20 protein-coding genes and 1 pseudogene are annotated in these 25,477 nt (G+C 61.1%); 17 read left to right on the forward strand and 4 right to left on the reverse strand.

Annotated features, from left to right (window positions below; genetic code table 11):
* Positions 1–105: 105 nt before the first annotated feature.
* From H597_RS34115 to H597_RS33325, 3 genes and pseudogenes are all read left to right on the forward strand, one after another.
* Positions 106–432 (forward strand): annotated as a pseudogene (locus H597_RS34115) (helix-turn-helix domain-containing protein); the annotation flags it as partial.
* A 343-nt stretch (positions 433–775) separates the two neighbouring features.
* Complete coding sequence (locus H597_RS0114560; RefSeq protein WP_028102801.1) at positions 776–1,057, forward strand: hypothetical protein; 282 nt, start codon at positions 776–778, stop codon at positions 1,055–1,057.
* A 1,615-nt stretch (positions 1,058–2,672) separates the two neighbouring features.
* On the forward strand, positions 2,673–4,742 hold the full coding sequence (locus H597_RS33325; protein ID WP_154668112.1) for a hypothetical protein: 2,070 nt from the start codon (positions 2,673–2,675) through the stop codon (positions 4,740–4,742).
* Between the two features lie 192 nt (positions 4,743–4,934).
* Here the strand turns inward: H597_RS33325 and H597_RS0114575 are convergent, their stop codons facing one another.
* The gene (locus H597_RS0114575; RefSeq protein ID WP_035374279.1) at positions 4,935–5,933 is read right to left on the reverse strand and encodes an SMP-30/gluconolactonase/LRE family protein; all 999 of its coding nucleotides are present in this window, start codon (positions 5,931–5,933) and stop codon (positions 4,935–4,937) included.
* Between the two features lie 174 nt (positions 5,934–6,107).
* Between H597_RS0114575 and H597_RS0114580 the strand changes: the two genes are divergently transcribed.
* The 5 genes from H597_RS0114580 to H597_RS30930 are packed head-to-tail and all read left to right on the forward strand — an operon-like array spanning position 6,108 to position 10,788.
* Positions 6,108–7,142 carry a hypothetical protein gene (locus H597_RS0114580; RefSeq protein ID WP_028102804.1) on the forward strand — a complete coding sequence of 345 codons (1,035 nt, stop codon included), beginning with the start codon at positions 6,108–6,110 and terminating at the stop codon, positions 7,140–7,142.
* A 54-nt stretch (positions 7,143–7,196) separates the two neighbouring features.
* A complete protein-coding gene (locus tag H597_RS0114585; RefSeq protein WP_028102805.1) occupies positions 7,197–7,949 on the forward strand; it encodes a hypothetical protein in 753 nt (250 codons plus the stop codon).
* Positions 7,950–7,988: 39 nt separating this feature from the next.
* Positions 7,989–8,798: an NAD(+) diphosphatase gene (nudC, locus tag H597_RS0114590; protein WP_028102806.1), complete on the forward strand. Its 810-nt coding sequence runs from the start codon at positions 7,989–7,991 to the stop codon at positions 8,796–8,798.
* Between the two features lie 49 nt (positions 8,799–8,847).
* Positions 8,848–9,414 (forward strand): GTP cyclohydrolase I FolE, encoded by a 567-nt coding sequence (folE, locus tag H597_RS0114595; RefSeq protein WP_028102807.1) that lies wholly within the window; start codon positions 8,848–8,850, stop codon positions 9,412–9,414.
* Positions 9,415–9,417: 3 nt separating this feature from the next.
* On the forward strand, positions 9,418–10,788 hold the full coding sequence (locus H597_RS30930) for a thioredoxin fold domain-containing protein (RefSeq protein ID WP_051293796.1): 1,371 nt from the start codon (positions 9,418–9,420) through the stop codon (positions 10,786–10,788).
* Positions 10,789–10,820: 32 nt separating this feature from the next.
* On the opposite strand, the gene H597_RS0114605 is transcribed toward H597_RS30930, so the two are convergent.
* Entirely contained in the window at positions 10,821–11,741 is a 921-nt protein-coding gene (locus H597_RS0114605) for a LysR family transcriptional regulator (RefSeq protein ID WP_028102808.1), read from the reverse strand.
* 102 nt (positions 11,742–11,843) lie between these two features.
* On the opposite strand from H597_RS0114605, the gene H597_RS0114610 reads away from it, so the two are divergent.
* Entirely contained in the window at positions 11,844–12,845 is a 1,002-nt protein-coding gene (locus H597_RS0114610) for an aldo/keto reductase (protein WP_035374281.1), read from the forward strand.
* Between the two features lie 8 nt (positions 12,846–12,853).
* On the opposite strand, the gene H597_RS0114615 is transcribed toward H597_RS0114610, so the two are convergent.
* Positions 12,854–13,294 (reverse strand): hypothetical protein, encoded by a 441-nt coding sequence (locus H597_RS0114615; protein WP_028102810.1) that lies wholly within the window; start codon positions 13,292–13,294, stop codon positions 12,854–12,856.
* A 106-nt stretch (positions 13,295–13,400) separates the two neighbouring features.
* Here H597_RS0114615 and H597_RS0114620 point away from each other — a divergent pair, with 106 nt between their 5' ends.
* The 5 genes from H597_RS0114620 to H597_RS0114640 are packed head-to-tail and all read left to right on the forward strand — an operon-like array spanning position 13,401 to position 20,073.
* Positions 13,401–16,889 (forward strand): response regulator, encoded by a 3,489-nt coding sequence (locus H597_RS0114620; protein WP_229632174.1) that lies wholly within the window; start codon positions 13,401–13,403, stop codon positions 16,887–16,889.
* Complete coding sequence (locus H597_RS0114625; RefSeq protein ID WP_028102812.1) at positions 16,889–17,719, forward strand: CheR family methyltransferase; 831 nt, start codon at positions 16,889–16,891, stop codon at positions 17,717–17,719. The genes H597_RS0114620 and H597_RS0114625 overlap by 1 nt, the downstream gene beginning before the upstream one ends.
* Complete coding sequence (locus H597_RS0114630; protein WP_211232051.1) at positions 17,719–18,324, forward strand: chemotaxis protein CheB; 606 nt, start codon at positions 17,719–17,721, stop codon at positions 18,322–18,324. Before H597_RS0114625 ends, H597_RS0114630 begins: the two co-directional genes overlap by 1 nt.
* Positions 18,324–19,550: a hybrid sensor histidine kinase/response regulator gene (locus tag H597_RS30935; RefSeq protein WP_051293797.1), complete on the forward strand. Its 1,227-nt coding sequence runs from the start codon at positions 18,324–18,326 to the stop codon at positions 19,548–19,550. The genes H597_RS0114630 and H597_RS30935 overlap by 1 nt, the downstream gene beginning before the upstream one ends.
* 52 nt (positions 19,551–19,602) lie before the next feature.
* Positions 19,603–20,073 carry a DUF2244 domain-containing protein gene (locus H597_RS0114640; protein WP_028102814.1) on the forward strand — a complete coding sequence of 157 codons (471 nt, stop codon included), beginning with the start codon at positions 19,603–19,605 and terminating at the stop codon, positions 20,071–20,073.
* Here H597_RS0114640 and H597_RS0114645 read toward each other — a convergent pair.
* Positions 20,070–20,672, reverse strand: coding sequence for an OmpW/AlkL family protein (locus tag H597_RS0114645; RefSeq protein WP_028102815.1), 603 nt, complete (start codon positions 20,670–20,672; stop codon positions 20,070–20,072). The genes H597_RS0114640 and H597_RS0114645 overlap by 4 nt on opposite strands.
* Positions 20,673–20,900: 228 nt before the next feature.
* Between H597_RS0114645 and H597_RS0114650 the strand changes: the two genes are divergently transcribed.
* The 3 genes from H597_RS0114650 to H597_RS30940 all read left to right on the forward strand — a co-directional run bounded on the left by H597_RS0114650 (position 20,901) and on the right by H597_RS30940 (position 25,431).
* Positions 20,901–21,662 carry a hypothetical protein gene (locus H597_RS0114650; protein WP_028102816.1) on the forward strand — a complete coding sequence of 254 codons (762 nt, stop codon included), beginning with the start codon at positions 20,901–20,903 and terminating at the stop codon, positions 21,660–21,662.
* A 2-nt stretch (positions 21,663–21,664) separates the two neighbouring features.
* Complete coding sequence (gene tssF, locus H597_RS0114655) at positions 21,665–23,341, forward strand: type VI secretion system baseplate subunit TssF (RefSeq protein WP_028102817.1); 1,677 nt, start codon at positions 21,665–21,667, stop codon at positions 23,339–23,341.
* Between the two features lie 86 nt (positions 23,342–23,427).
* A complete protein-coding gene (locus tag H597_RS30940; protein ID WP_051293799.1) occupies positions 23,428–25,431 on the forward strand; it encodes a type VI secretion system Vgr family protein in 2,004 nt (667 codons plus the stop codon).
* Positions 25,432–25,477 lie beyond the last annotated feature (46 nt).

Genomic DNA, 25,477 nt, shown 5'->3' on the forward strand with positions numbered 1-25,477 from the left:
TGTTAATTTGCACTGAAAATTGACCCAGCTTCCCCACGAATTTGCAACGAAATCTGACCCACGTTCATAGCACAATTTCCCCTGTCCTTTCGGCAGGAGATCGGAGTGATCGACGTGGCTTTACTAGGCATAATTCGACGCTGGCACCTACGTGACCAGATTCCCCTCCGGGAGATCGCAAGACGACTCGGCATCTCCCGCAATACCGTCCGGCGATACCTACGGTCGGAGACCACAGAGCCCTCCTATGCGGAACGGCGATCATCAAGCGTCTTAGACAAATATTCGGTGCAGCTTTCAGCCTGGCTCAAGGCCGAGGCGAGCAAACCCCGCAAGCAACGGCGGAATCTGAAGCAGATCCACTTGGACCTTAAGGAGCTGGGGTATGAAGGATCATATGACCGCGTGGCAGCGTTTGCCAGGCAGTGGAAGGTGGGTCAACTAGAGTGGGTCAATTCTGCGAGCAAACGAACATGCCGTAGAAGATGAACGCCTTGACGAGCCCGGCTGAAAGGACAATTACTATGAGATTTAGATTTCCGTCGGGCGCTTCCGTTCCTGATGCCACCTTTGGTGCCGCTCCTGGTGCGCGAGTTAAGGTGCGAGATGCGATTATTCAGGCTGCTGGGCAAGGGGTGAACTGCCAAGAGTCTAAGCTCGGGCACCGACGAATTACTCAAGTTCATCTCAAACCGGGGTCGGCCGAAGAAGTCCGCTTTATCTTGGCGCTCCCATCGGGCATTCATCCTGAATATAAATATTAGTACGTAAAAGCGTGATCACTCCGCTCATATACATTGCCAAGCACAGCCAAGGCCTCTATGAATGGACCGTGATGGTCGGCCAGGAGGCGTTTGAAAACGACGTAGGCGAACGATCTGTTTCATCCTGCCTTTCTTGCGCGGTGAAAGGACTGCCTGACGACACTCGATTGGTCGAGGTAGTTTATCGCGGCATTCACATGGGGACGTTTAAAAAAGTGGCACTTGAATACGCCGTAAAAGACGTGGCCGAAAAGATTGCGTCCATGCATGGCGCACTCACAAACGACTACTGACCAAACTGGGAAAATACCCCCGAAGCACTCACGGCCCGCGTAGCGGGGCCTGATGCAGCGAGAATGTGCTTGCAGCCATCAATGCGGATTGCTGGCCGTAACAGGCAGAAAATTTGGGAGGCGGCTCTAACTCGACAGAGTTAGAGGCTTGGTTGTGAATAAGCTTACGGCGCCCCACTCGTTACGGTGCTTGCTGCAAGGGTTACACCAACTGCAAATTTCTTGAGCTTGAAGCTCGGGTTTTTCAGTTTTTTCAGGTTCATATCGAGTCCTCCGTTAGCAGTGAGATTTACGCTATATTGCGTCGATTTGGTGCTCTGCTTGGGGCCCGAGTGATGGACTTGGGTGTGCTTCTGCTGCTGTTGATACTGAACCGTAGGAGTGCATGGCGGGCGGACGGCGTCCTCTTTGGTCGCCGTAAGCTCACTAAGTGCCAGCATGGCAATTTTAATGCCATCTTTGCATCATTGCAAGAGGAGTGGAAGACTGTTAGTATCGGCGCGTCGGCCCGCGGCATAGCGTTCAGCACAAACCCATCACACATTCGTCTGGATGGGTGCTCCCTAGCACTTAAGAAATTCTTGCTTACCACCAAGTGTAAACAATCGCTTTTTTTTCGGGGATTTGTTGACGATCTAAGACCTGGCTTCGCCTCTTGCCGCGTGTCTATTGAATGGCGGCGCTTGTTTACACAAAATTCCGTGCATAACCCTTTTAAAAGTAAGATTCATTCGTTTGTCAAAGAAGGGCCTGCTCCTCTATAGGGGCAGGCCTTTTTTGCCCTTATCGGCCCCGATTTTCGTCACATCGCGATCGCTTTACCCGACGTTGACTCAGTGAAAAATTATCGTTGCAGTTGCAATAGTGATTGCAAAATAGTTATCTAAATTGCGTTCCCACTAGGCAATTTTGAGCGTTCCTTTTGTATTTTTACTGACACACTCACTTCGGAGCGATGGGCTTCTCTTCTCGCTAGCTATCTTGCCGCTGCTTGGAGTGTCTCCGGCTCAAGCTGGAACATTCACCGACGTATTTGCCAAGAACGCTGAAGGATCAGGTTATTCCACAGGTGCGACGGCCTCTAGCACTGATAGGTACGGCAGCACCTCGGTGACCGGAAATTTCAGCCGGCTCGGCGGAAGCATGGTCATGGGCGCATTCACCTGATCAGCCATTGGCCCGCAAGATGCGTTTGTCGCCAAGCTTGGCCCTACAGGTGAGGTTCTGTGGGCACGCAATTATGGCGGCTCAACGAGCGACCACAGCCGCCGTTGGGACCTACGGGCGCAGTTCGATGGACCTGGAGCCTGGCAAGCGGAAATGCGTCCTATGGTGTCTTTGCAAATTCGGCCAATACGTTTGCTGCCGATGGTTCCCACAATATGACCTACACCGGCTTCTTAAATAACTCCAACTTCTCTGTTTCCAATCCGGTTATAGCCACGGTCGCCATTCCTTGGTGATCCGCTAAATACTTCTTGCTGATTGAGCCCGTTCGTCGCGAGACCAACGGGCTTTTTTCATTGTCGCTTGCAAAAAATTTCCGCGTAGACAATTATAAAAAAGCTAACTACAATATTGTTTTTCGTACAAAACTATTTTTTAGACTATGAAAATGAAACGGTTTTTAGCGGCGCGGCCTCTAGTCGCCTTGCTGATGTGCTCAATACTGGCGGCTTGCGGCGGCGGCGGAACCAGTACCGGTGGTAGCCAGACGTCTTCGTCGAGTCAGGTTGTCGCATCGTCTGCGACCGACGGGCAGACGCTGGCCTACCCGATCCCATCGAATCTGTGGTCGGCACCCTCAGACGCCACGCCCGTCAGCGGCAATTATGTTTACCTGCAGAGCGACAGCGGTGACTATATCGGCGGCGGCCGCACCAATGTCTACACCAATGCCGACACGCAGATCGCCATGTCGTCCAGCGGCCTGACGATCAATGCGACGGTGAATGGCAACCAGCGCTGGAGCGGTGGCTTCCTGCTCCCGAAAGCGGCCGGCACCTTGCAGGCGGGCTATTTCACGGATCTGACGCGCACCCCATTTGCGGATCCTGCCGTGGGCGGCGTCGAGTGGAGCGGCGAAGGCCGCGGCTGCAATACGATCAAGGGCTGGGTCGTGATCGACAAGGTCGTGCAGGTGAACGGCGCACTGGAATCGCTCGATCTGCGTTTCGAACAGCACTGCGAAGGCGGCACAGCTGCGCTGCATGGCCAGATCCACTGGAACAAGGCAGATGCGACGGCAGGCCAGCCAACGGGACCGGCACCGATTCCTGCTGACCTGTGGCGTGCAGGCGCGGGCACCGTGCCTGCGACAGGCAACTACATGTATCTGGAAAGCACGCCTGGCGACTATATCGGCGCAGGCCGCACCTATAGCTATACCCCAGCGAACTCGACGATCAAGCTCAATCCTTCGGCCGAATATCTGGGCGTGTCCATCGCGGGCAATCAGAATTGGAGCGGAGACTTCAAAGCCATGAACGGCATGACGCGACTCGGCGTCGGCTATTACGGCGGGCTGAGCCGCTATCCATTCAACAATCCTATGCTTGGCGGGCTGAGCTGGTCAGGCGAGGGACGCGGCTGCAACACGCTCAGCGGCTGGTTCGTCGTTGACAAAGCCACCTACAATGGCACTACGCTGACCGAGCTGTACCTGCGCTTCGAGCAGCACTGTGAAGGCGGAAGTAGTGCGCTGCGCGGGCAGTTGCACTGGACTTCGGGCGAAAAGCCGGGACCAGTCAATCCTCCGCCAGCTGGCCTGTGGAAGCCGTCCAGCAGCTTCGTGCCGCCAAGCGGGAACTATGTGTATCTGGTCAGCGACGCGGGTGACTACATCGGTGCAGGCCGTACCGAGCTGTTCACCCCGAATAACAGCACGCTTAACGTGACCACCAACCGGACTGCAGCGCTGGGCATCAGTGTCGGCGGATGGAACGGCGACTTTGTCGGCATGACCGGCCTGTCGCAACTGCAGCCTGGCTACTACGGCGATTTGCAGCGTTACCCGTTCCATGACCCGGCCAAGGGTGGCTTGAACTGGTCCGGCAATGGCCGTGGCTGCAATACGCTCAAAGGCTGGTTTGTGGTGGACAGTGTGAGCTATTCGCTGGGGCAGTTGACCGCAATCGATCTGCGCTTTGAACAGCACTGCGAAGGCAATGTCGCTGCGCAGCGCGGCGTGATTCACTGGACTGCGGGCAATAAGCCGGGACCGGTCAATCCTCCACCAGCTGGCCTGTGGAAGCCGTCCAGCAGCTTTGTGCCGCCAAACGGGAACTATGTGTATCTGGTCAGCGACGCCGGCGACTACATCGGCGCCGGCCGTACCGAGCTGTTCACGCCGAATAACAGCACGCTGAACGTGAACACCAACCTGACTGCAGCGCTGGGCGTCAATGTGGGGGGATGGAACGGTAACTTTGTCGGCATGACCGGTCTGTCGCAACTGCAGCCCGGCTACTACGGCGATTTGCAGCGTTATCCGTTCCATGACGCAACCAAAGGCGGCTTGAACTGGTCCGGTAATGGCCGTGGCTGCAATACGCTCAGAGGCTGGTTTGTGGTGGACAGTGTGAGCTATTCGATGGGGCAGTTGACCGCAATCGATCTGCGCTTTGAGCAGCACTGCGAAGGCAACGTCGCTGCGCAGCGGGGCGTGATTCACTGGACGAAGTAAAACGCGGCTTGCCGCTCAACGCGAAAGCAGATCGGTTGTGCACATAGAGTTCAATGCATAACCGTTCCAACGAGCGCCAATACGAGAAGTAAGGCAAAGGCCCGCATCCTTTCGAGGACTGCGGGCCTTTTTACTCCAGACTTCGAATGTTGCTTGGCCTAAGTCGCTTATCTCGGACTTGAACTGGACGCGTTAATCCGGATGGGGCAGGGCCCGCGACGCGACGGCAAACGGGACGGAGCGCGGGACTGCCGCATCGTCGTCCTTATGCTTGAACAGCAGGCTGTATTTCGACTCAATGAAATAGACACGATCGCCGAACACCGCGCCTGAGGAGGGATCGTTCAAGCCCGCGACCAGAGGCGCCAGCGATGCCACGCGCGTGCCGTCGATCTGGGCGATGGTAACGGCGCCGCCATACTGCTCGTTGCCGAATGCATTGCTCTCAAAGAGCACGAGTCGACCCGGACCGGCGGAACGAATCGCGTCCACGTTTTTCATTTTGCGCGGTGCGGCGATGCGTGCAACGGGACCGGCTTGTCCGGATGGACCGATATCGACACGCAGCAGATAATCCACCGCCATGACCGCGCTCACATACAGGCGGTTGGCGCCGTCGAGTGCAATCCCGTTGAGGAAGTACTGGTCTCCGGTGGAAAACGCCGGGTCTTCTTTCCAGACCGATAGCGCAGAGGCGCCCGGCGCCAGGCGCAGGATGCGCGGATGCAGGCTATCGGTGACATACAGGTTGCCCGCCTTGTCCTGCACCAGGTCGTTGCAATAGCCTGCCTCCGGCATCGGATAGCTGGCGCGCGGCGCTCCCGTTGCCAGATCGTAGGACTTGAGTGCACTCGGGGTGGTGGGCACCGTCGTGAAGCCCATTGAGCCGGAGCAGACCCATAGCAGGCCGGCATCGGCATCCACCAGTACCCCTTGCGTGTTGGCCAGCCCATTGGATCCGGGTGGGACCAGGATTTCTGCTTCAAGAGCGCCGGGACGCAGGCGCGCAACCGCCCCTTGGCGCCAACTGCCGACATACAAGGTGCCATCGGGAGCGGCAGCCACGCTTTCCGGATACCAGTCGAATGGCAGCGATGATGCGGATGCCGGCGCGGCGGCGCAGGTGGCCGCCGAGGCGGCGGCAAGTACCAGCGCCAGCGCGGCGCATGCGGCAGGAAATCGCAGTGGCATTACAGTCGTCCAGGGAATGAAAGAGCAGATTGTCATTCGTACACGCGGATTGATAAACGGCGAAATGCTTGCTTCACTCGAAAGCAATGGTTTCGAATCGGCTTGGCGTCTTCCCGGCTCCCTTTGCGCCGCGGATACGGTAGCATGGTCCTTTTGGTAAGTGATGGAGCGGCCTTGCAACACGAAGCGATCCAGCGGCAAGTGGCCCTGGTAAGTTATGGCAGCAAATTCCTGGGCAAGCAGACCGCGCTGGACGATTGGTACCGCCACGGAGTGTTCTGGGACGCGCGGTTCCAGTTCCGGGCACCCGAAACCAAGGCCTTGCTGGCCGATGATTTCACCCTCTGGCTGGAAATCCTGGCGCGGGCCGGCGCCCTGCGGCTGTCGCTGCATTCGGCGGGGGAAAACGGCAGCAACGTGGTGATGGTCCATTACCCGGACCGCTATCAAACCTGGTCTGTCGTCGAAGAACGGGCCGAGTGGCGCGACCACCCGTCGCTGTCCGGAGACGATCGCCACTGGTACATTCCGCGCGCGAGCGACTACGCCGGCAATGTCGATTGCTACTGGTGTATGGGCGAGACTCCTGGCGCTTTCGCGGTACCCCATACCGATTGGAAGGCACTGGCTGGCGCAATCGGCGCCGACCTCGACATCGCAGTGCCATCCAGCCTGGTGCCCGCCGGCTCCTGCTATGTTGAACCGCGCGGAAGCGAAGCGTGGGCGAAGATGCCGCTGTTTGTTGCGCCGCCGCTGGCGCATCACATATTGTCGACGCTGTACCGCGAACAGGCGAAATTCGCTAACGACACGCACTGCAAGAACGAAAACAGCCATTACCATCGCTTGGGTGCCGAGGAGGCGGCGGCCATGGACCACTGGGGCGAACGGCTGAATAGCTGGATAGGCGAGGTGCACATGCGCGCCGCGAACGATTGTCGTGGAGCCGCCGTCGCCAATGGGAGTTCGCCGTTCCAGCGCTTGCAGGCGCCGCCGCCGCCGCGCCAGCCCGTGGAAGGCGCGGAGCCGACAGCGCCGCCTGTCGAAACACGGTCGCCCACCAAGGTGAAATGGACAAACCGCGTTGCCACAGCCATTGCCTGCGCAGCATTGAGCTTGTTGGTACTGGCCTGCGCCCATCTCATCGCCCGCTATCCCTCGCTGGCCATCCTGATCGGCCTGCCGTTGGTTCTCTCCAAACGCAGTTGACATAAAATAAATAACCCTTCATGCTTCAATAATAATTGCTGAAGGGAAAATAAAATGTTCATCGTCTGGGGTCGTAAAATCACTCGCCGTCCGGCGGGCTTTGTGGCGGACTACTGCGGCATCTGCCGCGAGCCGAAGCGCTTCCGGCTCTCGCGCCTGGGATCGGTCGGCCATGTCTATTACATTAGCGTTGGCGAGGGCAAGCTGGTCGGCTATGAGCGCACATGCATGAGCTGCGGGACGTTTTCGCCTGCCGCGGTGTCCGATTACCGCAAGATCGCCAAGACCGCCCTGCCGCTGGAAACGCTGAAGCAGGAAACCTGCCCCGGCCTGGATGCGGCAATGGCGGAACGCCGCGCCCTGGACGAACGCGTCAAAACCGCGCCGCACCTGCTTTCCCCGAATGAGCGCCTGGGCCTGATCCGGTCTCCCTTCAACCTGCTGTCGCCCAAGGTGGAAAAGCGCTTCGCATCGACGAACCTGGATGGCGGCGTGGTGGGGGCGATTGCGGGCGCCATCGGCCTGATGATCGTCTGTCCCGCCGTGGGCGCGGCCATTTCGACGGAGGGCGCCGGTCCGGCCATGGTCATTGGCATGGGTCTGGGCCTGGCCCTGATCATCTGGCAATTCATCGCGGCGGGCCAGCGCTTCATGCGCAAGGAAATCCTGCCGCCGCTGGCGAAGGCGTTGGCGCCATTGAAGCCGAGCGAGGCGGAAATCGAGCAGGCCTTGCGCGACTTCCGGAAAGCCGGGCACAAGATCGGCGGCAAGCTCAAAGCCGCTGAAATACTTCAAAGTGCGCGTTAACGTATCATCTGGGGTGTTGCCAGGACTTATACACTTGCCATGCTCCATACGCCTGCCGCTTTCCAGCCCATGATCAGCCCCGGCGCCGTCGCCGATACCCAAACGCTGGTCTTCCACCGCGACCGCCTGTTGCTGCGCGAAGACGGCTTCGCGCTGCCTTCCCATGCGGCGCTGGCAGCCGCCGGCCTTGCGCTGGAGGGCGCCCTGCCGCTCGGCAGCTGGGAAGGACGCTACTGGCAGGTGGCCCAGGCCGCCGACGCCACGCCGCCGCTGGCGGGCCACGCCTATTTCGGCCTGCGCGCCCTGTTCGGGGAGCTCGATCACGGCCTGCTGGGTGTGGCCGGGCGCGGCTACCAGATCGCCGAGTGGGCGCGCACCCACCGCTTCTGCGGCGCCTGCGCATCGCCGATGGCGCTGGCGCCCGGCGAGCGTGCCATGCGCTGCACGTCTTGCGGGCACCTGGCCTACCCGCGTATTTCGCCGGCCATGATGGTCCTGATCCGCAAGGGCAAGCAGCGCCTGCTGGCCGCGCATGCCAACGCACCCTACACGCGCTATACCGCGCTGGCCGGCTTCCTGGAGGCGGGCGAATCGGTGGAAGACGCGGTGCACCGCGAGGTGTTCGAGGAGGTCGGGCTGCGCGTGCACAAGCTGGAATACTTTGGCAGCCAGTCCTGGCCCTTCCCGCATTCCCTGATGATCGCCTTCACCGCCGAATACCTGGACGGCGACATTGTCACCGACCCGAAGGAGATCAGCGACGCGCGCTGGTTCGGCCCGGAAGACGAGTGGCCGGAGCTGGCGCAGGTTTCCATCGCCAGCGAGCTGCTGGCAGCGAACCGCCCCTGAACGCTGTATACTGGTGGATTAGATTCCACATTTCACGGTTCCTGCAATCATGACTAAAGAAGTATTCACCGAAGACGATTGGCGCCGCCTGCTGGAGCACCTGGGCGAAGACCCGAACCGTCCAGGCCTGATCGAGACCCCGCACCGCGTCCACAAAGCCTGGAAGCACTGGGTGTCCGGCTACGGCCAGGATCCGGCGGAAGTGCTGAAAGCCTTCGAGGATGGCGCCGAGCAGTACAACGAACTGATCGTCGTGAAGAACATCCCGGTGTACAGCCATTGCGAACACCACCTGGCGCCGTTCTTCGGCAAGGCCACCGTGGGCTATGTCCCAAATGGCAAGATTGTCGGATTGTCCAAGCTGACCCGCCTGGTGGACGTGTTCTCCAAGCGCCTGCAGGTGCAGGAACGCATGACCATGCAGATCGCCGAAGCGCTGATGACCGTGCTGGAGCCGAAGGCCGTGGGCGTGGTGGTCAAGTGCCGCCACCTGTGCATGGAGTCGCGCGGCATCCGTACGGCCGGCGAAGAGACCGTCACTTCCGCCATGCTGGGCGAACTGCAGCCCAACCTGGCAATGCGCACCGAATTCCTGGCACTGGCACGAGAGTCCTGATCCATGGCTGACGCTATCGAGTGGTTCGAAGGCGGCTTCGACGCCGCACTGGAAGCGGCCCGCGCTGCGGGCCGCCCGCTGTTCCTGTACTGGGGCGCCGGCTGGTGCCCGCCATGCAACCGCGTCAAATACGAAATCTTCGGCCGCGAAGAATTCCCCGCCAAGCTGCAAAGCATGGTGGCGATCCAGCTCGATGGCGACAGCCCGAACGCGCAGGCCATGGCCGAGCGCCTGAAGCTGCGCAGCTACCCGACCATGGTGATGTACGGCCCGGACGGCAGCGAAATCACGCGCCTGCCGTGCGAACTCGATGGCGAACTGTTTGGCGAAGCCCTGATGGCCGCGCGCTTCGCCGGCCATACCGCCGGCGATTCGATGGCCGCGGCCTTGGACGGCAAGCGCGCCCTGTCGCCGGCGGAATGGACGCTGCTGTCGAACTATTCGTGGGATACCGACGAAGGCGTGCTGCTGCAAGGCCGCGACCTGGGCGTGACGCTTGGCACCTTGTCGCAGCTGGCTGCCGCCGCAGTGACCGGCGAAGCGCAAGCCGCCGCGCGCCAGGTGGAAGACGCCGCCGTGCGCCTGCGCCTGCATGCGCTGGTGGCGCAAGCGGGCCGCATGGCCGATGCCGCCGCGCCTGAATTCCTGTTGAAGGTACTGGCCGACGCACGCCTGGCGCGCGCCAATATGGACATCTTCGGCAATAGCGGCCACCAGCTGGTGCGCGCCGCGCCGTCCCGCCATGCCGAACTGGCGACCGCCATGGGCAATGCGGCGCACGTGTGGGCGGAAGATATGTGGCTGTCGGCGCCGGACCGGTTGACCGCGGTGCGTCTGCAAATGCGCATGGCGCGCATGGGCTATGCGGGCCAGGATCTGCCGCAGCTGGTGCGCACCCGCGTCGAGCAGGCGCTGGCGATGGTGGACGACAAGTATGGCCGGCATACCCTGGTCAACACCGCGGTGAGCGCGCTGAATGATGCGGGCTTGCATGCGGAGGCTGAGGCCTTGCTGCAGCGTGAGCTGACCGAATCGCATGCGCCGTACTACTTCAAACTGAGCCTTGCTGCGGCGGCCAAGCGGCGCGGCGATCTGCCGGGCATGCTGGACTGGTATGAGAAGGCTTGGCGTGCGTCCGTGGGTTCGGCTACCCGGTTACAGTGGGGCGCGACCTACCTGGCGGCGCTGATTGATACGACGCCCGGGGATAGTGGGCGGATTGAGGCTGCGGCCTCCGCGCTGGCGCTGGATTTTGCGCATGCACAGGACGGGTTCAAGCAGCGCAATCTGACGCAGGCGCAGAAGCTGCTGGCCAAGCTGCCGGACGGATTGCCGTTGGCGGCTGCCCTGGGCGCTGGCATTCAAGACAGGTAAATCGGTGTCTGACCCGCTGGGTCAGACACCTGTTACGCGGCGGCCGCTGGCCCGGTTTTTCCGCCTAGCTGCAACACCTCCGCCAGCCAATCGACAAATACCCGCACCCTGGGCGACAGGTTGCGGTTGTGCGAATAAATGATGGACACCGGCAGCGGCGCCGGCCGCCACGCAGGCAATACCTGCACCAGTTCCCCGCGCGCCAGCAGCGCCTCGATGCCCGGCAGCGGAATCTGCGCCAGCCCGATCCCCGCCAGGCAAGCGCCGAGGTAAGCCTCCGAACTCCCCACCGATACCTTGCTGCGCACGGACATCGTCCGCAGCTCTCCATCCACCACATACTCCCAAGGGAGATCGCGCCCGGTCTGGCTGGAGAAATAATTTACCGCCCAGTGCTCGCGCAGATCCTCCAGCGTGTGCGGCGTCCCGTGCGCCGCAAGATAGGACGGCGCCGCCACATTCACCTGCTCCATGGCGCCCAGCGGCTTGGCCACCAGGGTGGAATCGCGCAGCACGCCCGCCCGCACGGCGCAGTCGATGCCTTCGCCGACCAGGTCCGCCATGCGGTCGTTGGCGCCGACGCGGATCTTGATATCCGGGTAGCGCTGGAAAAAGTCCGGCAGCGCGGGAATCACGCTCAAACGCGCAATGCGTTCCGGCAGGTCGACCCGGATGGTGCCGGACGGCTTGCGCCCGCTGGAAAGGAACAGGGCGTTGATATCCTCCAGTTCATTGAGCAGGGCGCGGCAGCGTTCCACATACAGCTGGCCTTCGACGGTCAGGCTGACCTTGCGCGTGGTGCGCTGGAGCAGGCGTACGCCCAGCTGCTGCTCGATGGCCTGGACGGCATTGGTGACGGTGGGGCGGGGCAGGTCCAGTTGTTCGGCGGCCTGGGTGAAGCTCCTGCTGTCGGCCACCGCCAGGAAGACCTGCATCGATTTCAGCTGGTCCATTGTTATTGAATGCCGAATAAAGATGTAGTAAATGGCGTATTTATTGTTGAATTCGATAATAGCACAATGGTCTCCATCGAACCCCCTCCTGGAGAACTGAAGATGGAAACCCGCAAACTTGGCAGCACCGGCCCGCAAACCTCCCCGATCGGCCTCGGTCTGATGGGCATGTCCGACCTGTATGGCCCGGCCGACCGTGCCGAAAGCATCGCCACCATCCATGCCGCACTGGATGCCGGCGTCACCCTGCTCGACACGGGCGATTTTTACGGCATGGGCCACAATGAAATGCTGCTGGGCGAAGCGCTGCGCGGCCGCGACCGCAGCCAGGTGCAGATCAGCGTGAAGTTCGGCGCCCTGCGCGATCCGGACGGCGGCTTTATCGGCTACGATTCGCGTCCGCAGGCGGTGGCCAATTTCGCCGCCTATTCGCTGCGCCGCCTGGGCACCGAATACATCGACATCTACCGCCCGGCGCGCCTCGACCCGCTTACCCCGATCGAAGACACCGTGGGCGCCATCGCGGCGCTGGTGCGCAAGGGCCATGTACGCCATATCGGCCTGTCGGAAGTCAATGCCGATACGCTGCGCCGCGCCCATGCCGTGCACCCGGTCACGGACGTGCAGATCGAGTATTCGATGATCTCGCGCGGCATCGAGAATGGCTTGCTGCAGGCGGCGCGCGAGCTGGGCGTCGGCATTACGGCCTACGGCGTGCTGTCGCGCGGTTTGATCAGCGGCCACTGGACGGCGCAGCGCGAAGGCGAGCACGATTTCCGCGGCCAGTACAGCCCGCGTTTCCAGGGCGAGAACCTGAAACACAATTTGGAACTGGTGGAGCGCATGCGGGCCGTGGCGCAGGCCAGGGGCATCAGCATGGCGCAGCTGGCGATTGCCTGGGTGATGGCGCAGGGCGTGGATATCGTGCCGCTGGTGGGCGCCCGTAGCCGCCCGCGCTTGCAGGAAGCCCTGGGCGCGCTCGACGCGCTGCTGCTGCAGTCCGACCTGGAAGCGCTGGAACTGATCGCGCCCCAGGGCGCCGCTGCGGGCGGTCGCTACAACGACTACCAGCTGTCGCACCTCGATAGCGAGAGGGCCGCCTGAGTGCAGGCCTATTTGCCGGCTGGCGCGGCGCCGCTTGCCGGTGCCGCGTCGGCGTCGAAGCGCATCCGCGTCTTTTTCCCCTCCACCACATAGGTCCCCAGCTTGCTGCCGGTGGCGGTGGTGGTGCCGCCTTCGGCGACCAGGGTGCAACCCTGGGTCTCGATCTGCCAGACGTATTTTCCGGCGCGCAGGCTCCAGATATTCTCGCCGCTGGCGAACAACTCGAATTCCAGGTCTTCCAGCGGCATTTCGCCGAGTGGAATCGCGCGCTGGCATTCCGGCAGGCGCGCGGCCATCAGGGTGTACTGCGCGTCTTCCTTCCAGAAATACGCCTGCTGCCGCCGCACAGTCAGCGTATGGTCGCGCGTTCCATCGGCATAGAAGGTTGCGGAATCATTAACGCAACCGGCCAGCAGGAGCAACGGCACTACGGTCAGGATCTTGCGCATGTGCGATAGGCGGTGATGGGTTTGCAGGCAATTATAGCCCCCGCGCACGATTGCCGCGCAAGCTCCGCCGTAGGGGTACACTGGAACTCCCGATGACTGTTCGACCATGACCATGCTGCGTAGTGCGACCGTCGATGACCAGGGATTCCGCCGTATCCTGCACCGCAACGTGCGGGTGCCGCTGCTTGGCGGCATCGCCGCCGCCGGTATTTTCGTCGTGCTCTTCGCCTACCTGATGAGCGCCTGGAGCGCGGTCGAATCCACCGAGCGCGCCATCGGCAAGGCGCAGGAATTGCGCAAGCTGGCAGTCGACATGGAAACCGGCATGCGCGGCTTCCTGCTCACCGGCGACGACGCCTTCCTCACGCCCTTTGTCGCGGCGCGTCCGCGCTTCGATACCTCCGCCGAACTATTGTCCGAGATTGTGGTGGACGACATGACCCAGGTCGAACGCCTGCGCCATATCCGCAGCCAGCACAAGGTATGGCTGAACGCCGCCGACCAGATGATCGAGGCGCGCCGCAAGCAGGGCGATTACCTGGCCATGGTCAAAGCGGGCGTCGGCAAGGTGCCGTCCGACGAATTGCGCGAACAGTTCCGCGATTTCATCTTGCACGAGGAGCGCCAGCGCGCCACCCGCAATGAAACCCTGCGCTTGGTGGGCTTCTGGACGGTGGCGATCTTCCTCGCCGTCAGCCTCTCCGTCAGCGGCCTGCTGGCCTGGCTCGGGCGGCGCGACCTGCTGCAATTATCCAACGTCTACCGCGACGCGCTGCAGGAGCAGCACACGCACGCCTACCAGCTGCAGCACCAGGCCTGGCTGCGCGAAGGGCAACTCCAGCTGGCGGAGCAGGGCATCGGGCAGATGGCGCTGCCGCTGCTGTCATCCACGCTGCTGCAATTCATGGCGCGCTACCTGGACGTGGCGGTGGCCTCCTTCTACGTGGTGCGCGCCGACGCTTCGCTGGAGCGCACGGCGACCTACGGCTTCAGCAGCGAAGACGAAGCGAAAGGGCGCGAACTGCTGCCGGGCGAAGGCCTGGTGGGGCAGGCGGCGCGTACCCGGCGCGTCATGCACCTGGCGCAGCTGCCGCCTGGCTATATCAAGGTGGCGTCGTCGCTGGGCGAGGGCATGCCGCAGCAGCTGGTGCTGCTTCCGGTGCATGGGGACCGCGGCATCAATGGCGTGGTGGAGCTGGGCTTCCTGCGCGAGGCGGGACGGCGCGAGCTGGACTTCCTTGAGCTGGTGGCGGGCAATATCGGCACCGCGATCGAGGCGACCATTGCGCGCCAGCGCTTGTCCGAAGCGCTATCCGAAACGCAGTCGCTGAATGAGGAATTGCAGGTGCAGCAGGAAGAGCTGCGCACCGCGAACGAAGAACTGGAAGAGCAATCGCGCGTGCTGGAGCGCTCGCAGGTCAGCCTTGAAACGCAAAAGCTGGAGCTGGAGCAAAGCAACGAGAAGCTGGCGGCGCAAACGGCCATGCTGGACCAGCGCAATACGGCGCTGGCCTCGGCCCGCATGGAAGTGGAAGCGCGGGCGCGCGACCTGGAAAAAGCCAGCGCCTACAAGTCGCAATTCCTGGCCAATATGTCGCACGAGCTGCGCACGCCGCTGAACAGCACCCTGATCCTGGCCAAGCTGTTGGCCGACAACGCGCAGGGCAACTTGAATGAAGAGCAGGTGCGCTTCGCACAAACGATTTACACGGCCGGCAACGACCTGCTGGCGCTGATCAACGACATCCTCGACATCTCCAAGGTGGAAGCGGGCAAGCTGGAACTGGCGCCGGAGGACGTGCCGCTGAAAGCAGTCATCGGCGCCCTGGAAGCGATCTTTGCGCCGCTGGCGCTGGAAAAGCAGCTGGCGTTCCTGGTCGACTTGTTGCCAGGTTTGCCGGAAAAAATTTATACCGACCGGCAGCGGCTGGAGCAGATCCTCAAGAACCTGTTGTCGAACGCGATCAAGTTTACCGACCGCGGCAAGGTCATCCTGCGGGTGTCGCCCGGCGCGGCCGGCCTGCTGCGCTTCGCCGTGATCGACACCGGCGTCGGCGTGCGGCAGGAGCAGCAGGACGCCATCTTCGACGCCTTCCAACAGGGCGACGGCACGGCCAGCCGGCGCTTTGGCGGCACGGGTCTGGGCCTGTCGATCTCGCGCGACCTGGCGCGCCTGCTGGGCGGCGAAGTGGAAATGTCCAGCGTCGAAGGGCAGGGCAGCACCTTCACGCTGATGCTGCCGACGCAATGGGCTGTCGCAGCGCCGGCAGATGTGCCGGTGCTGCTCACACTGCCGCCGCCCGCCGCCGCGCCGGCGCCGCCCGTCCCGCCTCCTGCCGGCCCGCCGGCGGCGGAAAGCGGCCCGCCGGCCCGCCCCTTCAGCGATGATCGCGAAATCCCGCCGCCGCCGGAGCGCGTGGTGCTGATCATCGAGGACGACTACGCCTTCGCACGCATCCTGTTCGACCTGGCGCACGAATCGAACTACCGGGCGCTGGCCGCCTTCACTGCCGAAGAAGGCCTGCAGCTGGCGGAACAGCACCAGCCGCAGGCCGTGCTGCTCGATATCCGCCTGCCCGACCGCTCCGGCCTGTCGGTGCTGCAGATGCTCAAGGACAACCCGCAGACCCGCCACATTCCCGTGCACGTGATCAGCGCATCCGACAACGGCGAAGCGGCGCTGCACATGGGCGCCATCGGCTACGCCCGGAAGCCGGCCGCGCGCGCAGACCTGCTGGCTGTCTTCGACCGGCTGGAACGCCGCTTTACGCAAAAGATCAAGCATATCCTGCTGGTGGAAGACGACGCCCTGCAGCGTGAAAGCATGGTCAAGCTGATCGAAGACGAGGACATTGCCATCTCCCCCGTGGCCAGCGGCGCGGAAGCGCTGGAACAGCTGCGCAGCACCATCTTCGACTGCATGATCATGGACCTGAAGCTGCCCGATATGCAGGGCAGCGAGCTGCTGCAGCGCATGTCCCAGCAGGAGATCGCCAGCTTCCCGCCGGTGATCGTCTATACTGGACGCAGCATGACGCGCGCCGAAGAAGCCGAGCTGTCGAAATATTCGCGCTCCATCATCATCAAGGGCGCGCGCTCGCCGGAGCGCCTGCTGGACGAAGTGACCCTGTTCCTGCACAAGGTTGAATCCCAGCTCTCCAGCGAGCGGCAAACCATGCTGAAAGCCGTACGCAGCCGCGACCGCGTATTCGAAGGCCGCCGTATCCTGCTGGTGGACGACGACGTGCGCAACATCTTCGCCCTGACCAGCGCCATCGAGCAGAAAGGCGCCATGGTGGAAATCGCCCGTAACGGACAGGAAGCGCTGGACAAGCTCGACGCCGTGCCCGACATCGACCTGGTGCTGATGGACATCATGATGCCCGGCATGGACGGCCTGGAAGCGACGCGCCGCCTGCGCGGCGACCCCCGCTTCCTCCGCCTGCCCGTCATCGCCATCACCGCCAAGGCAATGAAGGACGACCAGGAGCAATGCCTGGCGGCCGGCGCCAACGACTACCTGGCCAAGCCGATTGACCTGTCCCGCTTGTACTCATTGCTGCGGGTGTGGATGCCAGCCATGGACACCGTGTGATGCACGACGGCGCCGCAATCAGCAGCATCGAAATCGAGCTGCGCATGCTGATGGAAGCCATCTTCCTGAAGTACAGCTACGACTTCCGCGACTATACCGGCGCCTCGCAAAAGCGCCGCGTGCTGCATGCGATGAGCGAAATGGGCTGCACCACGGTATCGCAGCTGCAGTCGCGCGTCCTGCACGAAGCGGCGGCCTTCAGCCAGCTGCTGCAATACCTCACCATCCCCGTCACGGAAATGTTCCGCGACCCGAGCTACTACACCGCGCTGCGCGAGCATGTCATGCCGGTGCTGGGAACCTACCCTTCGCTGAAGATCTGGGTGGCCGGCTGCAGCACCGGGGAAGAAGTGTACTCGCTGGCCATCTTGCTGAAGGAGGAAGGGCTGCTGGAACGGAGCATCATCTACGCCACCGACATCAACCCGCAATCGCTGGAGAAGGCCAAGAAAGGCGTCTTCCCGCTGGAGAGTATGCGCACCTACACCGCCAACTACCAAGCGGCCGGCGGCAAGCGCGCCTTCTCCGACTACTACACGGCCGCCTACAACGCCGCCCTGTTCGACCGCTCGCTATGCGAAAACGTCACCTTCGCCGACCACAGCCTGGCTACCGATTCGGTGTTCGCCGAGACCCAGTTCATCAGCTGCCGTAATGTGCTGATCTACTTCAACCGGCGGCTGCAGGAAAGGGCGCTCGGCCTGTTCCATGAATCGCTATGCCACCGCGGCTTTCTAGGCCTGGGCACCAAGGAAAGCATCGACTTCTCCGCCTACGGTCCGAAGTTCGAAGTGCTCGCCAAGCGCGACCGCCTGTTCAGGAAAAAATAATGCCGACCGACCCCACACTGGAAATGGCGGCGCGCGGCCGCACCATCGACGCCGTGGTGATCGGCGCCTCGGCCGGCGGCGTGAATGCGCTGATGCAAATGCTGCCCGCCCTGCCGCGCGGCTACCGGATACCGATAGTCGTCGTGCTGCATGTGAAAAGCGGTCGCCACAACCAGCTGGTGGAGGTATTCCAGCAAAGGGTCGTGCTACCGGTGCGCGAAGCGGGCGACAAGGACGATGTTATTCCGGGTACCCTGTACTTTGCACCAGCCGGTTACCACCTGCTGATCGAGAATGAGCGCAGTTTCTCGCTGAGCTGCGACGCACCGCTGCACTTCGCCCGTCCCGCCATCGACGTAACGATGGAGACGGCGGCCGACGTGTATGGCGCAAACCTGCTGGGCATCCTGCTGACGGGCGCCAATGACGACGGCGCGGCCGGCATGGCCGCCATCGGTAAGGCCGGCGGCATGACAGCGGTGCAGGACCCGGAAGAAGCCAATGTCGACGTGATGCCGCTGGCGGCGATCCGCCTGCGCGCGCCCGACCTGGTGCTACCGCTGGAAAAGATCAAGCAACTATTGCTGATGTTGGAGACGCACTGATGGAACCGACCAATGTCCTGCTGGTAGACGACCTGCCGGAAAACCTGCGTGCCCTGGGCGCCCTGGTGCGCGCCGACGACCGCGTGATCTATCAGGCGCGCAACGGCGAAGAAGCCCTGGCCCTCTTGCTGGAACACGAATTCGCACTCGCCATCGTCGACGTACAAATGCCCGGCATGGACGGCTTCGAGCTGGCCGAACTGATGCGCGGCACCGGCAAGACGCGCCACATTCCTATCGTCTTCGTCAGCGCCGCCGGCAAGGAGCTGAACTACGCCTTCAAAGGCTATGAAGCGGGCGCCGTGGACTTCCTCTACAAACCGCTGGACGCCGACGCCGTGAAAAGCAAGGTGAACGTCTTCGTCGACCTGTACAAGCAAAAACAGGAAGTGCGGCAGACCGTCGCCCAGCGCGACGCCACGGTGCAGGAACTCAACGCCGTACAGCAGGAACTGGAACGCGCACTGGAAATGCGCGACCAGTTCATGTCCATGGTCGCGCACGAACTGCGCACGCCGCTCAACACCCTCTACCTCGAAGCGCAGATGCGCAAGCTGCAGCTTGAGCGCGGCAATATGGACCACTTCGCCCCGCAGCAGCTGGAGCGCATGGTGGCGCGCGACATGCGCCAGATCCACGCCATGGTGCGGCTGATCGACGATATGCTCGACGTCTCGCGCATCCGCAGCGGCAAGCTCTCCATCCGTCCCGGCCGGGTCGACCTGGAAGCGCTGCTGCAGCGCATTGTCGGCGACCTGACGCACCAGGCGACCGACATGCACACCGAACTGCGGCTGAGCATCGTGCAGCGGGTCGCCGGCTGTTGGGACGAATTCCGGCTGGAGCAGGTGATCGTCAACCTGATCACCAACGCGTTGCGCTACGGCGACAGCAAACCGGTCGAGGTGCGCCTGCACGCCGACAGCCAGAACGCCCGCATCGAAGTCAGCGACCAGGGCCCCGGCATTCCGGAAGAAGTCCTGCCGAAAATCTTCGAACCGTTCGAGCGCGGCAAGATGGACACGGTATCCGCAGGCCTGGGGCTGGGCCTGTACATCTCGCGCCAGTTGGCCGAAGCGCACGGCGGCACGCTGGCCGTGCGCAGCAAACCCGGCGAAGGCTCCACCTTCATCCTCACCCTACCCCGTCCCGAGCAAGAAATGTCCCCCGTGGGGTCAGGAAGGAATGTGGACATTTCCAAGGAAAATGTCCACATTTGTTCCTGACCCCACGAGGGACACTTTGCCTTTGCCAGCCAGTTGTGCCTAAAATGTCTCCATGAAACGAGACTTGCTCAGTGAACGCCGGGAGTGGCTGCTGCGGCGAAATTGCTCATTGTCACCCCAGCAAATGGGCATGGCGTATGGATTGATGTGCCTGTTCTCGTTCTCTGTCGCAACAGGCTTCGTGATGGTAGGTATGTGGCAGATCTTGATCTTCACCATGCTGGAAATGACAGCCGTGGCGGCAGCCTTCCTCTACTTCGCCCGCCATGCGACGGACTATGAACACATCGTGCTTGCCAATGGCAAGCTGCTGGTAGAGAAGTGCTCTGGCGGCAAAATGAGCGTGACCCAGCTGGAACTCTACTTCCTGCGGCTGCAGATGCCCACCCGCCCCCGCGACCTGATCCACCTCGAATCGAAAGGCGTCGCCGTCGACATCGGCTACTTCGCCACCGAGCCGCGCCGCCGCACGCTGGCCCTCGAGCTGCGTGCGGAAGTGCAGGGTGGCATGTTCAGTAATTAGAAGCGGTAGCCTACGCCCACGCCCAGCAGCACCGGATCCACTTTCACCTTGCTGACCTTGGCGCCGGCGACCATCACATCGCTGCGGATCTGCACTTTTTTGATATCCAGGTTGAGCGACCAGTTCTTATCGAACTTATAGTCGACGCCCGCCTGCAGGGCCAGGCCGAAGCTGTCATGCTCCAGGCTGCCGGCGCCGTTCAGGATCTGGTTGTTGGAGAAGGTAGTCCAGTTCACCCCCAGGCCCACGTAGGGGCTGAACTGGGAAGACGGCGTGAAGTGGTACTGCGCCATCAGCGAAGGCGGCAAGTGCTGGAAGGTGCCGATGGACTGGCCATCCAGGTAGACGTCATGCTTCTGCGGATAAGTCAGCACCAGCTCAGCGGCAATATTCGGCGTCACGAAATAAGAGATATCCACTTCCGGGATAGTCTTGCCGCTGATGGAAAGGCGGTCCGAAGCGCCCACACCGCCAACCGGGTCGGACTTATCCGCAGGATTGATGTGGACCGCACGCGCGCGCACCAGCCAAGGCGATTCCTGCGCCATTGCATTGACTGCCAGGCCACCCAGGATGACTGCCAAAATCGCTTTCTTCATTTCACTACCTCTTTCATGTGGTCATTGATATTCGGACAGTGAAAGTCTATTGATGCGACGCAATAAAATCTTTGACCTAGGTCAAAATTAAACAAATGTCCAAGCCGGGGTCAGGAACAAAGATGGACATTTGTTGTGCGGACGCACGCCGCATCTTTGTTCCACCTCAAAGGTCGGCGAACTCTTGAGTGCCACCATTGGCAGGCTATCCACGACCAAGGTGACGCCATGTTCAAACCCCTCCTCCCATTCCCCGTGCGGCCCAACCTCTGGCACTTCTCGGCGCTGGTCTGGGGCATATCCCACCTGCTGCTATCCCTGTTCGCCATGCCGATCTCCTTCAGCCAGACCGGCGCCCGCATGCAGATTGGCCTGCTGCTGGTGCATGCCGCCGGACTGATCTACCTGTGGCGCCTAGGGGCCAGGCGCGGCAATCCGGAACGGTTGATGGATACCGCCCTCGTCACGCTGCTCCTCGTGTACCTGGTTCCCCTGTGCATGCTCACCGCCCCCGTGATCGTGCTGGCGGCCTACGCCACGCCGTCGCCCGTGTGGAAAGTGGTAGCGGCGATCCTGTTATGCGCGGCGGTCATGCTGGCATGCTTGCGCATCTGGACGACCGCCAGAAGCAATGAGATCGGCCGCCGATTCGAGCCCGCGCTATCCAGCGGTTTGAAGGACAATGTGATCACAGCCGATTCCATCAGCACACTGTTGACCCGCATCGGCCGCCACTCCATTGGCCCGACGCGGATCGACGGCTGGACGATGATCGCGGCCGTCATGGCCGGCGTACCTATACTCAGCGCGGATATCTCCTACGACAAGTCCAGCAGCAGCCTGGCCATTTGTGCCCTTGTCACCACGCCGATGGCGATGCATACCTTCTCGCGGATGGCGGTGCATGCCTACCTCTGGATCTATCGGCTGGCCCGTTTCGAACGCGAGTCCGGCATCAAGGTCGTCGTCAATCTTCGCTATGGCCTGTAAACATGGACAAGCTCCTGCACCATTACGAGCAAGAGCTGGGACGCTTGCGCCAGGCTGCGCGCGAATACGCGCAAGCCCATCCCGGAACCGCTGAAGCGCTGGAGCTGGGCCCAGACGCCAGCACCGATCCGGAAGTGGAACGCCTGCTGCAATCCGTCGCCGTGCTCAACGCCAGCATGCAGCAGATGATCGAGCAAGGCCGCAGCGAATTCCACCAGGCCTTGCTGCAAACGCTACAGCCGCATTACCTGCGCGCCGTCCCTGCTTCCTGCATCGTCCAGGTGGATACATCCTCCGCAAACTACAACGGCATCAATTCAGTCGCCCGCATCCCGCGCGGTAGCGCCATGACCTCCGGCGCGTCCAAGTTCACGACGGCCTATGAAGTCTGTATTGCACCTGTCGCTATTCCGCACGCAAAATTCCGCCCAACGATCAATGTTCCGGCAACACTGCGGCTTCCGTCTGATGCCATTTCATCTCTGTGTGTCACGCTCGAAGCTAAATCGGACAGCATGTCGTTCGAACGGCCTTTTCTGCCAAAGCTACGTATTTGCATTACAGGCGAAGCTGCGCTACGTGCAGCCCTGGTCGACGCGGTGCTCTTGCGCTGTTTGTGCGTCTGTGTGGAGGTTGGGGGAATTTGGAAAGTGCTGGAAGGCCGCCTTTTCAGCAAGGCCGGTTTCGACAGGTGCGAAGCGCTCCTTCCCGCAATGGCAGGAGAACAGGCCTTCCGCATACTGAGCGAGTACCTGCACCTGCCTGAGAAGTTTGATTTCTTCGATATCGATTTGACGCAGCTTGCGGCTTCGTGCCGCCCAGGATCCAGGCGAGTTAACCTTCACATTGTTCTGCCGGATTCCGTAGCGATCATGCGGAACGTCTGTGCTACGAACTTCCAGCTATCCTGCACGCCGTCGATCAATCTATTTTGCGGTCCGGCCTTGCAGGTTCGCCTGGACGGGCGAAAAGATGCCTATCCTTTGGCGACAGGAATGCCAGGCTGCGAGATCTACAGCGTTGATAGCGTCTCCTTGACGGATCGAACGGGAGGGGCGGCGGTCCTGCCATTCCATGGCACGAACCACGATGCGGACGGAATGTGCTGGAAGCTGGACGAGCAGGAAGGATGCGCAATCGCGCTGGTAGATCGGGAGCAGGGACCCGCAAAGCTGGAACACGGAACAGCGCTTGTAGAAATCACCTGCACCGGCAGCGAATCGATTCAAGTGGATGATGCTTTGAAAACGGAAATGGGAACGGGTGGATTTCCGGTCCGCTTCCTGTTGATGCCAAGGAAGACAACGCCATGCGGCGATGCAAGCGCCTTACTGGAGTCGATGCTGTTATCCGCTATATCGCTTGAATCCCTGCGCACGCTATTCCATCTACATCAATTTAAGGAAGTCGATGCATTCGAGCGGCTGGATAGCGAAGCTGCAGCGGCATGGATGGATCTTCCGATAGGCCGTGTGCATATGCTCGGAACCGCCTATTCCTTGACCGTCGATGAAAATATGTTGCGCGAACGTAGCCTGGCCGTACTGGCCGAAGTCATGGAACATCTTCTCGCATCAAAGACCAGGGAAAACCGATTCATCCAGCTCCGCCTTCTACAGAACGGCGGAAAGCCCATCTATCGCGGAGAACCAAGGGTGGGTGGGCAAGGAATCGTCTGACGCCAATATTTGTCCGAGATCAACGTCGACAATCTTTACGCGTGCAAACATAGGCATCAGCGTCAACCAGACGATGGGAGCCTCAAGTGGACAATGCACTGCTCAGCTTCTTCCGGCAAGACAGGGACCTGATCACAGAAAGCCGTCCCTTGCGCCTGCGCCTGGCCCATCCGACCAAAATGCTGGAAGACGTGCTGCTGCCGCAACGCGTTCAGGGAAGCGAATCAATCTGCGGCAGCATTGAGTACCGCATCCTGTGCGTATCCCTCGATGCATTCATCCCACTCAAAGAACTGATAGCGTTGCCAGTGGCGGTCGATATCGTGACCGACCGAGGCGACTTGAGAAGCGTCTGCGGCATCGTCACCGAAGCCCATGCCGGGGACAGCGACGGAGGGCTGGCCAGCTACCAGTTGGTGCTGCGCGATGCGCTATCCATTATGGAAAAGCGCAATAACACCCGCGTGTTCCGCAACAAGAACGAAGTGGAGATCGTTCAGGTAATCCTGGACGAATGGCGGCAGACGAACCCTATTATCGGAACCTGCTTCCGCTATGAAACGGATGAATCGTTCAGGACTGGCTGCTATCCACAGCGTGAATTCACCATGCAGTACAACGAATCGGATGCGGCCTTTATCCGCCGCCTGTTGAAGCGCCGCGGCATTGCCTGGTACTTCCGCGCCGACCAGTCCGACAGGCCATCGCACACGATGGTGTTGTTCGATAACTCGGACACCCTGCCGCCCAATGCAGCGGGTGTGGTGCGATACCACCGCGATGCTGCCACTGAGGAGCGCGACACCATCACTTCCTGGTGCGCAGTCCGTACCCTGCAACCGGGCAGCGTCTCTCGCTTCAGCTGGAACTATAAGAATCCCACCGATACCGAATTCATGACCACAAAGGCCGCTGGTCGTTCGGACCAGGGTGGGAACGGAAACGAAATGTCTGCCACCCTGGATGATTACCTGATCCTGCCGCCGCACGCCGGCGATAACCACGACGATCTTTGCCGGCTTGGCCAGCTGGCGATGAACCGTCACGACCTCGATTCCAAGTGCTTCCATGGCGAAGGCAGCGTGCGCGACTTCTGCGTCGGCGAGTACTTTGAGCTTGAGGGACATCCGGAAATCGAGGGGCATACCGGTCGCGAACGAGAGTTCGTTATCACGGCCTTGAAGATTTCTGCGTCGAACAATTTGTCGAAGGAGTTAAGCGAGCGTGTAGGTAGGCTGTTTTCCCGAAGTCGATGGAAGAACGCACGCATCAAGGTTGGATTCACGGCAGTCCGTCGCGGCATACCCATCGTTCCTGCATATGATGCGCGCGTTGAACTCCCGAATGTTCCAATGCAGAGCGCAATCGTCGTCGGTCCTGATGGTGAGGACGTATATTGCTATGAATATGGCCGTGTGAAGATTCGATTTCGCACTACTCGCTCACGAGACCATGAGCACGCTCAAGGTGCCGGCGCGGCAGACAGTGATATGGATTCTGCGTGGGTACGTGTCGCTAGCAATTGGGCTGGCAATGGGCAAGGAAGGATGAACCAGTGCGGGAGCCTTCATCTTCCTCGGGTCGAAAACGAGGTTGTAGTTGCGTTTCTTGCCGGGGATCCTGATAAACCAATTATCGTCGGCCAGGCATTTAATCAACAGAATCTGCCTCCTGCGCTGAGCAAAGCGGATGGTTTGCCAAGCAATCGATACCTCTCCGGCATAAAGAGCCGCGAGGTACGCGGGTCGAAGACAAACCAACTGCGTTTCGATGACTCTAATGGAGAGGTCAGTGCGCAATTGGCTTGCGACCATACTTCTGCTCAATTGAATCTGGGATTCATCACTCACGAACGCGTGGAAGGTGCTGCTGAAAAGCGGGGTGAAGGTTCGGAGCTGGCAACAGAATCGGCTGCGGCCATACGTGGCGAAGCCGGCATTCTAATTGCCGCAGGTCCTTTCGACAGTGCGAAGAGAGGAGTTCTAGAAAGGGGAGGCGTTCCTCCAAGTATTACGGACGAGGAGGCCATAGCACTGTGGGATAAATTGACCAAGTCGATCAGGACGCGCCCGGTTCGGCCACAAATCTGAGTGGATTAAGCGCTGTGTTGATGGCGTTTTCGCGGAACTGATTATG

The organism is Pseudoduganella violaceinigra DSM 15887, from assembly GCF_000425385.1.
Lineage (GTDB): Bacteria > Pseudomonadota > Gammaproteobacteria > Burkholderiales > Burkholderiaceae_D > Rugamonas > Rugamonas violaceinigra.

Coding starts and splice junctions, on each gene's coding strand:
- H597_RS0114650 (WP_028102816.1), top strand. CDS start 20,901: ATGTTCAAACCCCTCCTCCCATTCCCCGTGCGGCCCAACCTCTGGCAC.
- H597_RS0114625 (WP_028102812.1), top strand. CDS start 16,889: ATGCACGACGGCGCCGCAATCAGCAGCATCGAAATCGAGCTGCGCATG.
- H597_RS33325 (WP_154668112.1), top strand. CDS start 2,673: ATGAAACGGTTTTTAGCGGCGCGGCCTCTAGTCGCCTTGCTGATGTGC.
- H597_RS30930 (WP_051293796.1), top strand. CDS start 9,418: ATGGCTGACGCTATCGAGTGGTTCGAAGGCGGCTTCGACGCCGCACTG.
- H597_RS0114610 (WP_035374281.1), top strand. CDS start 11,844: ATGGAAACCCGCAAACTTGGCAGCACCGGCCCGCAAACCTCCCCGATC.
- nudC (WP_028102806.1), top strand. CDS start 7,989: ATGCTCCATACGCCTGCCGCTTTCCAGCCCATGATCAGCCCCGGCGCC.
- H597_RS30935 (WP_051293797.1), top strand. CDS start 18,324: ATGGAACCGACCAATGTCCTGCTGGTAGACGACCTGCCGGAAAACCTG.
- H597_RS0114620 (WP_229632174.1), top strand. CDS start 13,401: ATGACCATGCTGCGTAGTGCGACCGTCGATGACCAGGGATTCCGCCGT.
- H597_RS0114575 (WP_035374279.1), bottom strand. CDS start 5,933: ATGCCACTGCGATTTCCTGCCGCATGCGCCGCGCTGGCGCTGGTACTT.
- tssF (WP_028102817.1), top strand. CDS start 21,665: ATGGACAAGCTCCTGCACCATTACGAGCAAGAGCTGGGACGCTTGCGC.
- folE (WP_028102807.1), top strand. CDS start 8,848: ATGACTAAAGAAGTATTCACCGAAGACGATTGGCGCCGCCTGCTGGAG.
- H597_RS0114605 (WP_028102808.1), bottom strand. CDS start 11,741: ATGGACCAGCTGAAATCGATGCAGGTCTTCCTGGCGGTGGCCGACAGC.
- H597_RS0114615 (WP_028102810.1), bottom strand. CDS start 13,294: ATGCGCAAGATCCTGACCGTAGTGCCGTTGCTCCTGCTGGCCGGTTGC.
- H597_RS0114585 (WP_028102805.1), top strand. CDS start 7,197: ATGTTCATCGTCTGGGGTCGTAAAATCACTCGCCGTCCGGCGGGCTTT.
- H597_RS0114640 (WP_028102814.1), top strand. CDS start 19,603: ATGAAACGAGACTTGCTCAGTGAACGCCGGGAGTGGCTGCTGCGGCGA.
- H597_RS0114630 (WP_211232051.1), top strand. CDS start 17,719: ATGCCGACCGACCCCACACTGGAAATGGCGGCGCGCGGCCGCACCATC.
- H597_RS0114645 (WP_028102815.1), bottom strand. CDS start 20,672: ATGAAGAAAGCGATTTTGGCAGTCATCCTGGGTGGCCTGGCAGTCAAT.